This is a genomic window from Terrabacter sp. 2TAF16 (assembly GCF_052115065.1).
Taxonomy (GTDB): domain Bacteria; phylum Actinomycetota; class Actinomycetes; order Actinomycetales; family Dermatophilaceae; genus Terrabacter.
On record NZ_JBFRFZ010000007.1, the window covers coordinates 98,521 to 114,919 of the forward strand.

The following is a 16,399-nucleotide window of genomic DNA, read 5'->3' on the forward strand; positions in this document are numbered from 1 at the left end:
GCGATCGACGCAGCCCCACACCGAGCGGCGCGGCGCCGCCGGGTCCCGGCTCAGACGGTCTTGGCCTCGTCGACGTAGCGGCACAGCGCGTTGACGGCGCGCAGCTCCTCCGGTGTGTGGACCTCGGCGTCGGTGAGCAGGGGGCTGCCCACGATGACCGCCATCGCCTTGGCGCGGGAGATCGCGACGTTGAGCCGGTGCAGGTCGTAGAGGAACGAGACGCCGCGGGGCGCGAGGGCCGCCGTGGTGCTCGCCATGGAGTAGATGACGAGGGCGCCCTGCTGGCCCTGGAACTTGTCGACCGTGCCGACCCGGGCGCCCTCGGGCAGCTCGGCCGCAAGGGTGGCGACGTGCGCGTTGTAGGGCGCGACGACGAGGACGTCGGCAAGACCGATCGGACGCGAGTCGCCGTCTGCCGTGGTCCAGCGGCCGCGGAGCAGCTCGTCGACGAGGGCACGGACGACCCGGGCCTCCTGGCGGCTCGACTGTTCGCACAGCGTGTCGTGCTCGACGGGGACCCAGCGCAGCCCGTCGCCCGACAGGGCGCCGGGCGCCTCGACGCGGAGCTGCTCGCGCCCCGGCGCCGACTCGAGCCGGCCCTCGTAGGCGAGCTGCGACACGAACGCCGTCAGACTCGGGTGCATCCGGTGCGTGCGGTCGAGGAAGACACCGCGCTCGGCAGGAATGACGTCGTGGACGAGCCCGTCGTCACCGGCGCGGAGGTGGTCGAGCGCAGAGACACCGGAGCCGTAGGGGTGGACCGCCTTGGTCGGCTGGGTCAGCTGTTGCGGGTCTCCGAGCAGGACGAGCGAGCACGCGGCCGGGGCCACGGCCACGGCGTTGGCGAGCGAGAACTGGCCGGCCTCGTCGATGACGAGCACGTCGACGGCATCGACCATGTCGTCGCGCGACCACAGCCAGGCGGTGCCCCCGACGAGGGTCCCCTCTCCGCTCGCGAGCGCAGCCGCGATGGCGGCATTGTCGGACGTGTGGCGGATGAGGGTGTTCGGGTCGTCCGGCTCGTCGCCTTCCTCGACGTTGGTGCCGTCCTTGTGCCAGGCAGGACGGGCAACCTCGTCGAGGAGGTTGAGCACGACCGCATGGGACTGCGCGGTGACGCCGACGCGCAGGCCGGCGTCGAGCAGCTCGCGGATCAGCGCCGACCCGGCATACGTCTTGCCGGTGCCGGGGGGCCCCTGGACGGCCAGGATCTCGCCGCGCAAGCCGCGACCGACGCGGACGACGACGTCCTTGGGCGACTCTCCGGCACGGGCCGCGAGCAGGTCGGCGGCCGGCACGACCCGCTCGACGAGCCGCGTCGCGAGGTTGGACCCCCCGGCCAGCGCGAGCTCGCCGGTGCGGGCGATGCTCGCCCGGAGCGCCTGGTCCATGACCGGTCCGGGTCCCCCGAGGCCGCGCGGACGTGGCGGCTCCAGCGACTTCTTCATCGACAGCTCGACCCAGCCCTCGACCGGGTCGAGGTCGACGACCTTGCCGACCGGTGCGTGGGTGTCGACGTCGGGGACGTACTTGCCGACCGACACCTTGCAGTCCTGAGGCGGGAAGGGGTAGCGCCAGACCTTGGAGAGCTTGACGATCCGCATCTCCTCGGGCTCACCGAGGTCGCCGATGGCGGTGCCGTCCTCGACGAGCTCGGCCGTCTCGAGCTCCTTGTAGCGGAAGAAGTCCCACCACTCCGGGCGCTTCTCGCGCCGGTGCCACCCGACGAGGCCCGCGAGCAGCAGGTGGCCGCCGGCGACCAGGCGCTCGGAGAGCGCGATCTCGGCACGCTCCTCGTCGCTGATCTCGCGCAGCTCCTCGGGCACCGGCCGGCTCAGCGTGTGCCCCGCGCGGGCAAGCTCGGCGCGTCGCTCCTCGAGCCACTCGTGCAGCGCCAGCGTCGAGCGGACGTCCTCCTCGTTGTAGCGCCGGATGTCGTCGAGGATCGCCTGGTCGGCCGACCCGTCGTCGCGACCGGCGAGCCAGCGTTCGTACTCGACGACGGACGAGAGACCGTCGGCGACACCCGCGCCGTCGGCGGATCGCGTGTGGCCCCAGTAGAACTCCTCGAGCTTCTTGATGGAGTAGGAGCCCTTGCTGATGCGCACGCCCTGGCGCACGACGGCATAGAGGTCGACGAAGACCTCGTGGCGCAACAGCTGGTCGAGCTCGGCCTCGCGCGTCGCGTGCTGGCCGACGAGCCTCTTGAGAGCCGTCGTCTCGTAGGGCGCGTAGTGGTAGACGTGGAGATCGGGGAAGCGCTGCCACCGCTCCGTCAGCCAGTCGACGAGGTCGGTCGCCAGGCGTCCCTCCTCGACGAAGTCGTGCGCCCAGAACTCGACGAACTCCCCCTGCCGCGTCCAGATGCCCGCGAGGTACTCGCGCCCCGCACCGCCCTCGGCCCACGGGTCGCCCTCGAAGTCGAGGTAGACGTCGCCCTCGTCGGGCTCGGGCAGCATCTGCAGCCCCCGGGCCGGCTCGGGGTCGAGCAGCTCGTACTGCGCCTGGCCTGTCTCGCGCTCGGCGAGCTGGAGCCTGGCCTGCTGGAGCAACCGACGCCGGCTCGCGATGGACAGGGCCGGGGCCAGCCGCTCCTCGCTGGACTCGGCCAACGAACGAAGCGTCGGGATGCCGAGGTCGATGAGCGCGGCGCGGTGGTCGGCGCGCATGCCCGCGACCTGGATGAGGTCGTCGCGGTCGAGCCACTCCTGCGCACACCGCTCCTTCCACCGGCACTGACCGCAGTGCTGGACGCGCGCGGACTCCGTCTCGCGCGGGTTGGCGATGGCGTCGAGCAGCTCGGCGCGGCGACGGCGGGCGTAGGGGGCCACGTCGACGAGCCGCCACGGGTGCGACTCGGTGTCGCCGGTGACGACGGTCAGCCACTGCGGCGGGACGCCCTGGAGCAGCTCGAGCCGGGCGGCATACGTCGCCATCTGGAGCAGCGCTGGGACCTTGAGCCGCCGCGCCAGCTTGGTGTCGGCGATGTCGTAGCGCCACGGGCCGAGGTCGCTCGGCTCGTCGACGCGCAGGAGGAAGTCGGCCAGCCCCACCCAGTTCCCGTCGAAGAACGTCGCCTGGTAGATGACGTCGACACCCCTGCGCATGGCGTCGAGCGTCGCCGCCTCGGCCTCGACACCCCGCACCCCCAGGGCCGCGATGTCCTCGACGACGCGCCCCTCGGCGACGAGACGCTCGAGGTAGGCGCGCTCGTGCTCGAGCCCCTTGGCGAAGACGAGGTTGAGCGAGTCGTCGGCGCCGCTCGCCCTGCTGCTCGTCCCGGCACTCGTCCCAAGACCGGCGTCGAGGGCCTCGAGGTCGAGCGTCGTGATGTGCGCACAGGCCACGTGCTTCGTCAGGTCCGTGGGACTCAGGACGAGGTGACCGTCGATGCGCTGCATGGCGCCGAGTATGCCGTCCGGCACCGACACCCTCGACAACCCGCGAATCAGTTTGCCCGGAACGCGCACCAGCGGCTCGAACGGGGATAGGTTGCATCCGGCGTGGCAGGCAAGTTCGGGGGCGAGCGTCCCTGCGCCCGCGGTGCGCAGGTGCATCGCGGGCGAATGGAGCCACGCAAGGAGGATCTGTTGTCCGACAACACTCGGGGACCATGGCGCTCGCGCCGTGGCGTGATGAGCTCGGTGAGCGCAGGAGCCATCGCGGCCCTGGCCGCCACCACCCTCGGGGCCACGCCGGTGTCGGCGAGCCCTGACCCGTCCGTCAAGCACCGCAGCAACGCCTCGGTTCCCGACGGCCTCACGAGCGCCGGCTCCCTCGGCCTCGGCACCCAGCGCGTGGCCGCTGGCGACAAGGTGGACGCCGGCCTGCGCAAGGCCACCGGCCCCGTCGACGTCATGATCGAGCTCGACGCCGCACCCGCGACGACGGCGTTCGGTCAGGCCCGCGGGCGCGGGCTCGCCGCCGCCAAGAGCGCGGCGCGCACCCAGACCTCGGCGGTCAAGGCAGCCCAGAAGGGCGTCGAGTCCCGTTTCGCCGCCACGGCGACGAAGGCACGGACGCTCTACAAGGTGCACGCCGCATACGCCGGCATCGCGGTCCGCACGGACGCCGCGAAGCTCACCGCCCTCGCGGGCATCCCCGGCGTCAAGGCGATCCACCGATTGACGCCCAAGGCACCGACCAACTCCTCCTCCGTGCCGCTCATCGGCGCGCCGAAGGTGTGGAAGGCGCTGTCGCAGACGGGCAAGGGCGTCCGCGTCGGCATCATCGACACCGGCATCGACTACACCCACGCCGACTTCGGCGGCCCGGGCACGGTCGACGCGTTCACCGCGGCGGGCGCCTCCAACACCTTCACGCCGACCGCCAAGGTCGTCGGCGGCTACGACTTCGCGGGCGACGCCTACAACGCCGACCCGACCTCGGACACCTACGACCCGAACCCGCAGCCCGACCCCAACCCGCTCGACTGCAACGGCCACGGCTCGCACGTCGCGGGCACGACCGCCGGTTTCGGCGTCGCGTCCGACGGCACGACGTGGTCCGGTGGCTACAGCTCGGACATCGACCCGGCCAGCCTCGACATCGGCCCCGGCGTCGCCCCCGAGGCGAGCCTCTACGCCCTCAAGGTCTTCGGCTGCGACGGCTCGACGAACGTCGTCGGGGAGGCGCTCGACTGGGCGGCTGACCCCAACGGCGACGGCGACCTGTCCGACCGTCTCGACGTCGTCAACATGTCGCTCGGCAGCTCCTACGGCTCGCCCGAGGACCCCGACGCCGTCGCCGCGAACAACCTCGCCGCGCTCGGCACCGTCGTCGTCGCCTCCATGGGCAACTCCGGCGACGTCTACGAGGTCGGCGGCTCCCCGGGCAACGCGCCGCGCGTGCTCGCGGTCGCCGCGTCCGACGACGGCAACGACGTCGTCGACGGCCTCAAGGTCGACTCCCCCGCCGGCATCGAGCCGGCCGACACCGTCGACGGCGTCCAGGACAACGTCTTCGCCGCTCTCAAGTCGGTCGCCTACGACTGGGCCGCCGAGCCCGGCGTCACGAACGTCCCGGTCGTCACCGTCGGTGACTGGTCGCAGGACCCCAACGCCGGCAACAACACCGACGGCTGCTCGCCCTACTCCTTGGCAGACCAGGCCAAGGTGACCGGCAAGGTCGTCCTGCAGATGTGGCTCGACGGCACCGGTCGTCGCTGCGGCTCGGCCGCGCGCGCCCAGCTCGCGCAGGACGCGGGCGCCGTCGGCGTCATCTACGGCAGCGACGTCAACGCCTTCTCGGCCGGTGTCACCGGCGACGCCGACATCCCCGCGATGCTCACCGTCAACCAGGCGACCGTGGCCATCAAGGCGCAGCTCGACGCGTCCAACGAGGTCCGCGTCACGATGACGAACGACCTCCGCAACGGCGTCTCCATCCGCAACCCCAAGGCGATCGACCAGCTCGCCGGCTTCTCGTCGCGTGGCGTCGGGGTGGCCGGTGGCGTCAAGCCCGACGTCGCGGCTCCCGGTGTCACGACCTTCTCCGCGGCCGTCGGCACGGGCAATGAGGGCATCGCCGAGAGCGGCACCTCGATGGCGTCGCCGCACGTGGCCGGTGAGGCCGCGCTCGTGCGCGGCTCGCACCCGACGTGGACGGTCGAGGAGGTCAAGGCCTCGATCATGAACACCGCGACCCAGGACGTCTTCGTCGGTCCCGACCACACGGGCGACGTCTACGGTCCCGAGCGCGTGGGCGCCGGTCGCGTCGTCGCCGACGCGGCCGTCGGCACGAGCACGCTCGCGTACGTCACCGACGACAAGGGCGCCGTGAGCGTCTCGTTCGGTCCCGTCGCGGTGACCGCCCCGACGCAGACCCTGACGAAGACCGTGCGCATCGTCAACAAGCGCCCGGTCACGTCGGCGGCCTACGCCCTGTCCTACGACGCCGCCCACCCGACGCCGGGCGTGACGTACTCCTTCAGCCCGTCGCAGGTCCGCGTCCCGGGCAACGGCTCGGTCGACGTCTTGGTCACGGCGACCTTCACGCGTTCGGCGCTGCGGGCCGTCGCCGACCCGACGACCGTGGCCGACCCGCTCGAGATCGGCATCCAGCGCAGCTACCGCGCCGACGCGAGCGGCCGCATGCTGCTCGAGCCGGTCCAGGGCACGTCCGGTGGCACGCTGCGTGTGCCGGTCTGGTCCGCTCCGCGGGCGGCGTCGACGATGTCGTCGCCCTCGAGCACGACGGTGACCAAGCAGTCCGGCCTCCCGGCCGGCATCGCCACCTCGATGCTGCCGCTCACGGGCACCGGTATCGACCAGGGCACCGACAGCACGTCGTACGTCTCGACGGTCTCGACGTTCCAGCTGCAGGGCACGAGCCCGCGCCGTGCGGACTGCTCGTCGACCCGCGTCGTCGACTGCAACGCAACCGCCGACGACCGCGGGGCCGACCTGCGCTACGTCGGTGCGGCCACCGACGCACCCGTGTTCGGTCTCGCCAAGTCGATGCTGACCTTCGGCATCAACACCCACGGCCCGTGGCGCACGCCGGCCACGTCCACGGAGTTCGACGTCTTCCTCGACACGAACGCCGACGGCACGGCCGACGCCGCGGTCTACAACACGCGGCTGTCGACGACCGACGACTACGACTACTTCGTGGCCGAGCTCGTCGACCTGCGGCCGGGTGCCGGCTTCGGTGACGTGCTCGACCAGGAGCTCGTCAACGGGGTCGACGGGTCGTTCGACACGAACGTCTTCAACAGCGACTCGCTCGTCATGCCCGTCTCCGTCGAGGTCCTCCAGAAGGCCGGCCTCGTGACGGGTGCCGCGCCGAAGGTCCGCTACTGGGTCAGCTCGCTCGCCCAGGGCTCCGCCGTCGACGCCGTCGGCTCGGCCGCCAAGCCGATGACGATCAGCCTCGCGTCCCCCGGTCTGTCGGCCTACGGGGACTTCGGCACCCTCCTCAACAGCGACCTCCCCGGCGAGAAGCTCGAGGTCCGACGTGACGAGGCCTCCGCCGCTGTCGACAAGCCGCAGGGTCTGCTCCTGCTGCACCACCTCAACACCGACGGCTCCCGGGCCAAGGTCGTCACGGTGCGCACGACGTCGACCACGAAGCTGACGGCCAGCCCGTCCAGCTACACGTATGGCGGGCACTCGACGCTCACGGCGACCGTGTCCCCGTCCACCGCGACGGGCACCGTCACGTTCATCCTGAGCGGCAAGGTCGTGCGCACGGTGTCGCTCAGCGGCGGCAAGGCGGTCCTGCCCCTCAGCAGCAGCCTCGGCCGCGGCGCCCACGCGTTCACCGCGCGTTACAACGGTGACGCGAAGCTCGCCGGCAGCACGTCGGCGTCCGCCGTCGTCACCGTCAAGGGGCTGTCGAGCCGCACGAGCCTCTCGTCGAGCAGCAGCGCCTACCGCTACGGCGGGCGGCCGGTGCTCACTGCGACCCTGTCGCCGAGCTCGGCCACGGGCACCGTCACCTTCCGTGACGGCTCGCGCGTGCTCGGCACCTCGACGGTGAGCAAGGGCAAGGCCACGCTGTGGGCGCCCGTCCTCTCGCGCGGGACGCACTCCGTCAAGGCGACGTACAACGGCTCTGGCGCCTACGTCCCCTCGACGTCCACGGCGGTCACCCTGCGCGTGAGCTGAGCGGTCACCGCGCACCATCCCGACGACGTATGCCGTCCGGCCGCCTCGGCCGGGCGGCATACGTCTGTCCCCGCGACCGTGGGTCGGTCCGCCCGGGTGTGCCGCACGCAGCAGGAAGGCGGCCCTCCGAGGAGGACCGCCTTGCTGCTCGGGCCCGAGGGCCCGTGCTGGTGGCCGGGTCAGGGACGCGGCCACCGATCCGACTCACCGCAGGAGGCCGTTACCGACGTGGCGGCCCCACCACTTGCCAAGGCCCCAGGTGTCCCCGGCGAGCGTCGTGGCGAGAACCGCGACGCCCAGTGCCTCGATCCAGTGGCTGTCGATGAGCGGGTTCGTGTAGACGCCGGTGGTGCCGAGGGGGAACTCGGCGAGGTACATCAGCGCCAGGAGGAGTGCAGCGGTCCAGGCGGCGATCTTGAGGCCGGCGCCGGCGAGGAGAGCGATGCCGATGCCGAGGAGGCCGGCCATGAACAGCCAGTCGGCCCACGGGCCGGCGATGTTCTTGAAGAAGGAGGCGAACGGGCCCTCGGCGTGCTTCATGAAGCCCTGGGCGGGCGTGCCGCCGTGGATCCAGGCCTTGGCCGACGGGGTCATGTAGCCGAGCCCGAACAGCTTGTCCATGAAGGGCCAGAGGAAGGTGAAGCCGAGCACGATGCGCAGACCAGCGAGGAACTTGCGGGCAACGGCCGAGCGGACCACCTCCTCCTGGAAGGTGACGACGCCCTTGGTGGGGTCGTGCGTGGTGACCGGCGCACTACCTTCGGTGTGCGTGTCGCGCGGGATGGTGCCCATGGAACTCAACTCCAGAACTCGGTGTGTGTTCCGGCAGCTTCTCTGTCGGTACTACATAGCGTAGTAGTGACTGGTCCACAACGCTCCCACATCGGGGTGTGATCTGCCGGACACCGGGGCGCCCCGGCTCCGGAGAGCGCGGCGATCCGCTCCGACAGGCGACGCTCCGCCGCGTCAGCGGCGCGAGCGGATGAGGGTGGGGACCTCGAGCTCCCCTGGGGCGTCAGCGAGCTCGCGCACCAGCTCAGCGAGCGCATCGAGCGAACGGCACACGGCGGCATACGACCCGTCGAGACGGATCGGACGGCAGAGGATCCGGGTGCCCGCGTTGCGGATGACGATCTCCGACTCCGGCGCACGGTCGCTGTTGCAGTGGATGAGCAGGCCCGTCGGCAGGCCCATGGCCGTCGTGTAGGCGACGAGCTCGAGGTAGTCGCGCGAGGCCATGTAGCCGTCGGCGCCCATCGAGTACTTGGCGTCGCCGACGAGGACGACCTCGCTGCCGCGGCGCACGACGAGGTCGGGGGCCATCGTGACGGCACGGCCCTCGTCGAGCCAGACGTCCTCGTCGCGCTCGATGCGCATCTGCGGGGCGAGGCGCAGGTCCAGCTCCTGGGCGATCCACCGCTGGAAGAGGTCGTCCATGTCGACCATGAGGCTGTTGGCCTGCTGGTCACCGGCTTCGTGGCTCAGCGACATCGCTTGCAGGACAAGGCGACTGAGCCGCATCGCGTCCTCGTAGTGCTCGTTGAGCCGCGTGATGGGCTGCGGTGCCGCGTGCCTCGTCGCCGGGGTGTCGGCGACGCCGTCGAAGCGGCCGAGGACGCGCAGGGCCTCTCGGCGGACGTGCGGCGCGAGCTGGGGCCACGACAGCATCGCCTGCAGCGTGCAGCGGAAGAGCTGGTTCTCGACGATGTCGGCCGTGAAGTCGTCGAAGCGGCACTGCGGCTCGGCGGCGCTCCACGGCCGGCGCGCGAACTCCTCGACGAGCAGCCGCCCCCGGATGGTCCGCATCCGCTCCTCGCGCGGGACGTAGCCGTGCACGAGACCGCGCATCGTCGACGAGTCGATGAGCCGGATCGCGAAGTACGCGACGCCGTCGATGAGCTCGTCGGTGTCGCTCCACGTCACGTGCTCGTGGTCGAACGCGTCGGGCGAGACGCCGGCGCCGAGCATCGCGAAGAAGTTCGTGACCGACACCTTCGGCGTGACGCGCACGACGAGGCCGGGCACGGCGAGTGCGCCGACCCAGCTCGTCGCACCGATCGTGACGACGTCGGGGTCGGCGGTCGCGTGGATGACGAGCCGCTCCCCCGCTGCCGCGACGAGAGCCGCTCGGGTCTCCCGGGACAGCCGGACCGGACCCGAGCGTCCGTGCTCGGGGATCGGGGCCAGCTCGATGGTCATCGGAGGATCGACTCCACAGTCACGGCCTCGTCAGGTCGAACTGGCCGTAGCGGGCTCGGACGTTCTCCCAGCGGAACTGGGCCAGCTCGTGCTCGCGGCCGTAGAGCTGGTCCTCGATGAACGGGTAGACGTTGTAGTCCCAGATGCGGCGCAGGGTGGCCTCGTCGCCGTCGAGACCGGGGCGCATGAAGTAGCTGTGGCCGATCTGCAGGTGCGGGCCGCGCAGCGCCCGACGCAGGTCCTCGTTGACGCGGTCGACGAGCTCGGCCACCCACACGGGCCCGTCGTGGACCTCGAGCCAACGGCGCAGCAGGCCTTCCATCGGCCCGTCGTGCGGCATGAACGGCACGAAGTCGAAGCGCCGGCGCAGGGCCGCGTCGACGAGCGCGATGGAGCGGTCGGCAGTGTTCATCGTGCCGATGAAGTAGAGGTTGGGCGGCAGCTCGAAGCCCTCGTCGGGCCGGTAGCTCGTCTTGACCGAGTGCGAGCGGTACTCGAGCAGGAAGAGGAGCTCACCGAAGACGCGCGGGAGGTTCGCGCGGTTGATCTCGTCGATGATCATGATGTGCGGTGTCAGCGGATCCGCCTCGGCCGCCTCCGCGAGGAGGGCGAGCGGGCCCTTGCGCAGCTCGTAGACCATCTGGCCCTGGTGGTCGATCTGCGGCCGGAAGCCCTCGAAGAAGTCCTCGTAGCTGCTGCTCGGGTGGAACTGGACGATGTCGCGCTTGGCCGGGTCGGGCTGCAGGGCCTGCGCGAACCGCTGGGCGAGGTAGGTCTTGCCGGTGCCGGGAGGGCCGTAGAAGATGACCTGCTTCTTCTCCTCGAGCAGGCCCTGGATCTCGCGGAGGAAGTCCTCCTCGATGAGCAGCTCCGCGGCGGCCTCGCCGAGGGCGTCGTGGTCGGGCATGAGCGCCTTGTCGGAACGGCGCATGAGCCAGTACGCGAGCTGCGCCTGGCCCCACGGGTCGTCCGGCAGCAGCGGGTCGAGCGTCTGCTTGAGCAGGGCGTTGGTCTCGACGTGCGTGCGGCCGCGGGACTTGCCCTCGGTCCAGCGCGCCGGCCCGCCGAGGCGGCCGAGCATCGCGATCTTGCCGGAGTCCCCGCCCAGGGCGAAGAGCGGCAGCCAGTGCTCGGGGTGCGCGATGGCGAAGAGCTTGAGCACGACGCTCTCGCCGAAGCCCTGGACCGGGACGTCGTCGGAGCCGAGCACGCGGTTGATCCGCTCCTCGTCGCGCCCCTCGCCCCACAGCAGGTCGCGCACCATGACGCGCAGCTCGTCGATGCCGGCGGCGTCGAGGGCGTTGATGCTGCTGATGAGGACGGACTGCGCGCCGATGTCGCCGTAGCCGCGCGTCGACACGATCCGCTTGAAGGTCGGCAGGTCGAAGGCCTCGAGCCCCTCCCGCGACAGGCAGGCGGCGAAGACGCGGCGCTGCTCCTGGTGCCAGGCGTCGCGCTCGCTCGGGTAGGGCCGCTCGGCCTTGAAGATCTCGACCTCGCTGTCGAGGTCGACCATGGCGGCGAGCTCGAGGCTGGGGTCGTCGAGGGGCCCGCGCTGGCTGGAGGTCATGAAGCGCAGCAGCGGCGTCAGGGCCCGGGCGGTCGCGATGACGTCGTCGGCGAAGTCGGCGCGTCCGACGGCCTCGTCGCCCTTCCACCAGCGGCCGACGAAGGCCTCGCCGCCGGGGTACTCGCGCCCGACGGGCTCGAGCCGGTCGGTGCGACCGTCCTCGTGGACGCGCAGGAAGCTGAGGCCGCGCGGGAGGTGCTCCTGGACGATGGTGCCGACCTCGCGGTGCTGCTGGTCGCTCTCGCCCTCCCAGCCGCCGTGCAGTCCGAAGGCCACGCCCGACGGGGTGACCCACAGGCGGAAGCCGGGGGCGCCGGCGCCGCCGACGAGGATCCACGCGGCATACAGGTCGGAGCGGTAGGCGGCGTCCTCCCCCGTGTGCTGCTGAAGGGCGAGCGTCGGGGCCTCGAGGTAGAGGCCCGTCTCGGTGGAGAGGCGGTCGATGAGGCTGTCGCTGATGTGGTCGGCCTCGCCGCGCAGCTGGCGTGCGAGATCGGCCGCGCGGTCCTCTCGCCGGCTGTCGCCGTAGCCGGTCGACGGGCGGAAGTCCGCCGCGATCTCGGCCGCCTCGACGCAGACGTCGAGCACCTTGGGCGCGATCCCGACGAACGCCTCGGTCTCCTTGAGGTACCAGAGGATGCGAGCGGCATACTTCGGGTCCTCGGGGCGCAGGGCCGCGCAGAGGTCGGCGAAGGCGACGTAGCGCTCCGCGTGGCTCAGGCCGCGCTCGAGCCAGCCGAGCCGCTGGAGCATGTGCGGGGCGTTCTCCCACATGAGCGGCCACTCGCCGCCGTCGTCGGTGGACCAGAAGAGCGAGAGCACGTATGCCGTGTGGCCGGGTCCGGGGGCGCGCTGGCCGCGCGAGCCACCGCGGGCGAGGAAGGCCTCCATGGCCTGGAGCTTGTCGCCGGCGTCCTGCGGGGAGGCCGGGGTCTGGAGGGTGAGCTTGAGCAGGCCGACGACCTCGGCGTACTCCTCCTCGGAGCGGCGCATGAGCGAGGCGAGCCACGGGCCGCCGATGGGGCCGAAGCCGACGTAGGGACCGTCCTTGCGGGTCCACTGGTTCATCGCCTCCTTGAAGGCGACGAGGTCGCTGGAGGCCACGAGGTCGGCGAGGATCTCGCGCAGCTCGCCGTTGCGGGCGGCCCGCTCGGAGTCGAGCTCGGCGAAGAGGGCCTGGGCGTCCTTGTCCGCCTCGGCGGCCCGCTCGATGAGGGCGTACTTGGCGCGCCAACGCTTGACGTCGACGGTGTCAGTGCGAGACATGGGGCTCCCTTGCACGCCCACTTCTAGGGCGCATAGCTACTGCGCGCGTGGAGGTGCGCACAGGACCGCGAAAAGGTTACCTGCCGGTCGCCCATGCTCCGAACTCGTGGGTGTGTCGCCGGTGAGACCCCAGTAATCGCAGCGTCGAACGGCCCCTGACGGCAGCGAATCGCCACCATTGTCACCCGAGCATCCCGGCCCGGTGCACCCGGGGTGCCTGTGGATGACGGACGGGGCTCGGCGTGCGGGTGCGGCACGATCGTCGTAGGTTGCCGTCGTGGAACAAAGGGTGCACAACGCACCTCAGACGATGCAACCGCACGATGATCGACGATCGACAGGGGACGCCGATGACCGCCGCCGCACGCCCGCACCGACACCGCACACTCCTTGCGTATGCCGTCGCCCCCGTCGCGCTCGCGGCGCTGGGTGCGTGCACGGGCAGCGACCCCGGTCCTGCGGTGACGACTCCCCCGTCGACCTCGGCCGTCACGAGCTCCTCTGCTCCCACGACCACCACAACCTCGGCCATCCCGAGCCCCACCGCAACGGTCGACCCCGTCATCGCCAAGATCCCCGCCGCCGCCCGACCCCATACACAGGATGGCGCCGAGGCATTCGCGCGCTTCTACATGGAGCAGGTCAACCGGGCGTTTACGAGCGCAGATCCGACGGCGCTGGTAGCTCTGGCAGGACCCGATTGCAAGACCTGTTCGGCATTTGTTGCTGGAGCCAAAGATCTCAAGGCCAAAGGCCACCGCCACCAGGGCGTCTCGATCAGTGTGGACGGGTCGCCATCCAACAGCTACACGCCGAACAGCGCCATCGTCCAAGTCTTCGTGACTCAACACTCTGTGCCTGTGATCGATCGGAACGGCAAGAAGGTAGAGCAGACCAAAGAAGGTCAAGGGATCTTCCTCGCAACACTCACGTTTGACAAGCATTGGATGGTTCAGCGACTCCAGGTCGCAAAATGAGGACCGCTCGATGCGTCCCCTTATGCACGATGACCTTCTTGGTCGGCTCCCTGTTCGCGGCCCTTCCTGCTGTAGCAGACGGCCAGCCGTGCACGATCGACATCTTCAACGAGTGTGGGACCGACCCTGGCGCAGTCACGGTTGGGCTGATGTCTCGAGATCAGGTCCTGGCCCTTGAGAAGTTCCCCGGAGACAAGGGTGGCTCCATTGTTGACAGGCCCAATAACGCCCCTATCTACGAGTACGTCTCTCTCAATGACTGCCCGCAGGCAAAGCCGGACTCTCTAACCGAGCAAGTTTCGTGCGCTCACGCGCTGCGCGACTGCCCTGAAGGCGAGCTCGGTCCCCTCCTTCGGATCTGGCGCCGCACCATGACGGCCGGCGAGTTGACCGAGCCCTGGCGCGCGCGTGGCCTCACCTGTGCGTCCGACGTTGCACCCGGGGCGCGGCCGACGTTGACGATGGCTGACCTCAAGGCGGCGTTCATGAGAACGCCTTGGTCGAAGCCGCAGATCTCCAGCCAGCCGGCCGGCAACACGACACTCGTCAACCTCCGCACCTTCTACAAGGTCAACTGGACGTCGCAGGGATTCCAGCCCGGGGAGGTCGACCGGTCGGTCCTGCGGGGCATCCCGGTCCAGATCCGTCCGAAGCTGGTCGGGTTCACCTACGTGTTCGGCGACGGCTCGAGCACGGGCCCCACCACCTCGACCGGAGGCGTCTACCCGGACGGCGACGTCACACACGTCTACCGCGCCAAGGGCGAGTACCCCGTTCGCGTCGACACCGCCTTCGGGGCCGACTTCAGCCTCGACGGGTCGACGTGGGACGAGATCCCCTCGACGGTGACCGTGCCCGGACCCTCCACCACGGTGACGGTGCGTGAGGCGAAGGGCGTGCTCGTCAACCACTGACGTCACGCCGAGCCCTCATGACCTGATGGTGTGTGCAGCGAGCGTTGCCGGGGCACCGTTCAATGCACACAGGGCCGTGTGACGAGGGCCTGTGACGAGAGTGATCCGGGTCAGGGCTTCTCCTCCGGGGGGACGGAGTCATTCGGCTCGTCGAAGGTGAGCTCACCCTGTGTCGGCCGCGCTCCCGGTCCAGCGACCCCGGCCACGTCGCCGCTCGGGGTGGCGTCGGCGACGGGGACGATGTTGATCGCCGGCGGCACCGACACGTCCGCGTCGAGGTCGTCCTCCTGGCTCGGCTCGACATCAGGCACCTCGTCCGCCCACGAACCCGCATCGTCCTCCTCGACTGCCTCGTCGAGGGCCGCCACAGCCTCGGCCTCACCCACGCCGGCCAGGTCACCGTTCGGGGTCGCGTCGACGACCAGTGCGATGTCAGAGGCCGCGCCATCGGTCGCGTCGGCCACGGGTGCGATGTCAGAGGCCACGTCATCGTTCGGGGTCGCGTCTGCGACGGGCGCGACGTCGGCGGACTCGGCCGAGGACCTCGACAGCAGCGCGTCCTCGTCCTCGGCGTCGCGATCCCACGACTCCGCCGCGCCCGGAGACTCCGAGAGCGGCGTGTGAGGCCCTCCGAATCCACCCGCGTCACCATCGACCTCGTCGTGCGACCTCTGCGACGTCTCGGCGGGCTCGGTGGCCAGGACTCCGGCGCCGGCCGCGGCGGCGAGGTCGGCCCCTCCGGCGATGCCCACGGCTCCTGCCACGGGCTCGCCCGGGGAGACCACCGGAGTGAGCTCGGGCGCCGCCGGGTCGGCGGCGGCGCCTACACCCTCCTGCACCGTGCGGCTCGCGTGCTTGACGGTGAGGAACCACGTGATCGCGGCACCGAGGACGAACGCCAGCACCAGGAGCAGCCACTTCATCGCGTGCCCTCCCAACCGCCCGAGCCGCCAAGATCGGCGAACGCCTCGTCCGCGGACCGAGCCGGCACGAGCCGCCCGGACACCGCGATGGCGACGAGCGAGCCCACGACGAACCCGACGATGCTCCACAAGAAGCCGCTCCAGAAGCCGCCGTCGCTGCGACCGAGGAAGCCGAGCAGCACGGTCACGACGACGAGGGCCGTCCACCACGCGCCGCCGACCCCGGTCCGGTACGAACGGGTCACGGTCTTCCCACTGCTGTGGGCCTGCTGGGACATCGGTCCTCCAGGGGTTGCGTCGCGCGGTCGCGACGACGCTACCCCGCCCGCCCCCGAGGACGCAGGAAACGCCACGGCGTGCGTCGCCACTCCACGGTCCCCCGACGGTCCGTCTCAGGCCGCGGCGCAGCCACCCTCCGTCGTCAGCACCGCAACGGCGTCCGGGGCCGCGATCGCAACAGCGTGCAGGGTGAACCCAGTCGTGCGGCAGGCGTCTTCGAACGCCGCCCGCAGGTCACGATCACGAGGGGTGGGCGCCGCCCGGCCGGGCCGTGCGATGACCATGACGACGTCGTGCACGTCATGCCGCGCCATCTCGGACAGGAGCAGCCCGACGCCCTCGAGGACCTGGCCGACATCGACGCGCCGCGGCTCGTCGGGCAGGCAGATCGGCTGGAGCAGCCGCCCGTTGTCGTGCATGAACAGCAGGTAGGTCGCTCCGTCGCACCTCGTCTGCTCGGTGACGATGAGGTCGACCACCCCCTCGAAGACGTCGGGGTCGGTGATCGGTCGCTGGGCCCAGTCTCGCGGAAGCTCGTCGAAGCGCATGGCAAGAGCATGGCCGCCACCGCTGACAGTCGACCGGCGTTGTCCACACGCCCCGACGACGCCTCACCGCGAGAGGTAGCGTTCTGGCACCAGGTCCGATGCCACGATCTCCT

At 70.8% G+C, this 16,399-nt stretch carries 10 protein-coding genes; 3 read left to right on the top strand and 7 right to left on the bottom strand.

Annotated elements, in window-relative coordinates; all coding sequences use genetic code 11:
• Nucleotides 1-50: 50 nt before the first annotated feature.
• Complete coding sequence (locus AB4Z14_RS12490) at nt 51-3,401, bottom strand: TM0106 family RecB-like putative nuclease (RefSeq protein ID WP_442275461.1); 3,351 nt, start codon at nt 3,399-3,401, stop codon at nt 51-53.
• A 243-nt stretch (nt 3,402-3,644) separates the two neighbouring features.
• On the opposite strand from AB4Z14_RS12490, the gene AB4Z14_RS12495 reads away from it, so the two are divergent.
• Nucleotides 3,645-7,610 (top strand): S8 family serine peptidase, encoded by a 3,966-nt coding sequence (locus tag AB4Z14_RS12495; protein ID WP_442275462.1) that lies wholly within the window; start codon nt 3,645-3,647, stop codon nt 7,608-7,610.
• Between the two features lie 204 nt (nt 7,611-7,814).
• On the opposite strand, the gene AB4Z14_RS12500 is transcribed toward AB4Z14_RS12495, so the two are convergent.
• From AB4Z14_RS12500 to AB4Z14_RS12510, 3 genes are all read right to left on the bottom strand, one after another.
• Nucleotides 7,815-8,402 carry a DoxX family protein gene (locus tag AB4Z14_RS12500; RefSeq protein ID WP_082619794.1) on the bottom strand — a complete coding sequence of 196 codons (588 nt, stop codon included), beginning with the start codon at nt 8,400-8,402 and terminating at the stop codon, nt 7,815-7,817.
• A 174-nt stretch (nt 8,403-8,576) separates the two neighbouring features.
• Nucleotides 8,577-9,809 carry an McrC family protein gene (locus tag AB4Z14_RS12505; RefSeq protein WP_442275463.1) on the bottom strand — a complete coding sequence of 411 codons (1,233 nt, stop codon included), beginning with the start codon at nt 9,807-9,809 and terminating at the stop codon, nt 8,577-8,579.
• 19 nt (nt 9,810-9,828) lie between these two features.
• Nucleotides 9,829-12,645, bottom strand: coding sequence for an McrB family protein (locus AB4Z14_RS12510; RefSeq protein WP_442275464.1), 2,817 nt, complete (start codon nt 12,643-12,645; stop codon nt 9,829-9,831).
• A gap of 350 nt (nt 12,646-12,995) precedes the next feature.
• Between AB4Z14_RS12510 and AB4Z14_RS12515 the strand changes: the two genes are divergently transcribed.
• Entirely contained in the window at nt 12,996-13,622 is a 627-nt protein-coding gene (locus AB4Z14_RS12515) for a DUF6318 family protein (protein WP_442275465.1), read from the top strand.
• Between the two features lie 485 nt (nt 13,623-14,107).
• Complete coding sequence (locus AB4Z14_RS12520; RefSeq protein ID WP_442275466.1) at nt 14,108-14,536, top strand: PKD domain-containing protein; 429 nt, start codon at nt 14,108-14,110, stop codon at nt 14,534-14,536.
• Nucleotides 14,537-14,646: 110 nt separating this feature from the next.
• Here AB4Z14_RS12520 and arfC read toward each other — a convergent pair whose 3' ends face one another.
• The 3 genes from arfC to AB4Z14_RS12535 form a co-directional block, all read right to left on the bottom strand.
• Nucleotides 14,647-15,459 (bottom strand): channel accessory protein ArfC, encoded by an 813-nt coding sequence (gene arfC / locus AB4Z14_RS12525; RefSeq protein WP_442275467.1) that lies wholly within the window; start codon nt 15,457-15,459, stop codon nt 14,647-14,649.
• Entirely contained in the window at nt 15,456-15,737 is a 282-nt protein-coding gene (locus AB4Z14_RS12530) for a hypothetical protein (RefSeq protein ID WP_442275468.1), read from the bottom strand. The genes arfC and AB4Z14_RS12530 overlap by 4 nt, the downstream gene beginning before the upstream one ends.
• Before the next feature lie 114 nt (nt 15,738-15,851).
• Complete coding sequence (locus AB4Z14_RS12535; protein WP_442275469.1) at nt 15,852-16,286, bottom strand: hypothetical protein; 435 nt, start codon at nt 16,284-16,286, stop codon at nt 15,852-15,854.
• Nucleotides 16,287-16,399: the final 113 nt, after the last annotated feature.

Coding starts and splice junctions, on each gene's coding strand:
- AB4Z14_RS12530 (WP_442275468.1), bottom strand. CDS start 15,737: ATGTCCCAGCAGGCCCACAGCAGTGGGAAGACCGTGACCCGTTCGTAC.
- AB4Z14_RS12520 (WP_442275466.1), top strand. CDS start 14,108: ATGAGAACGCCTTGGTCGAAGCCGCAGATCTCCAGCCAGCCGGCCGGC.
- AB4Z14_RS12510 (WP_442275464.1), bottom strand. CDS start 12,645: ATGTCTCGCACTGACACCGTCGACGTCAAGCGTTGGCGCGCCAAGTAC.
- AB4Z14_RS12515 (WP_442275465.1), top strand. CDS start 12,996: ATGACCGCCGCCGCACGCCCGCACCGACACCGCACACTCCTTGCGTAT.
- AB4Z14_RS12490 (WP_442275461.1), bottom strand. CDS start 3,401: ATGCAGCGCATCGACGGTCACCTCGTCCTGAGTCCCACGGACCTGACG.
- arfC (WP_442275467.1), bottom strand. CDS start 15,459: ATGAAGTGGCTGCTCCTGGTGCTGGCGTTCGTCCTCGGTGCCGCGATC.
- AB4Z14_RS12500 (WP_082619794.1), bottom strand. CDS start 8,402: ATGGGCACCATCCCGCGCGACACGCACACCGAAGGTAGTGCGCCGGTC.
- AB4Z14_RS12535 (WP_442275469.1), bottom strand. CDS start 16,286: ATGCGCTTCGACGAGCTTCCGCGAGACTGGGCCCAGCGACCGATCACC.
- AB4Z14_RS12505 (WP_442275463.1), bottom strand. CDS start 9,809: ATGACCATCGAGCTGGCCCCGATCCCCGAGCACGGACGCTCGGGTCCG.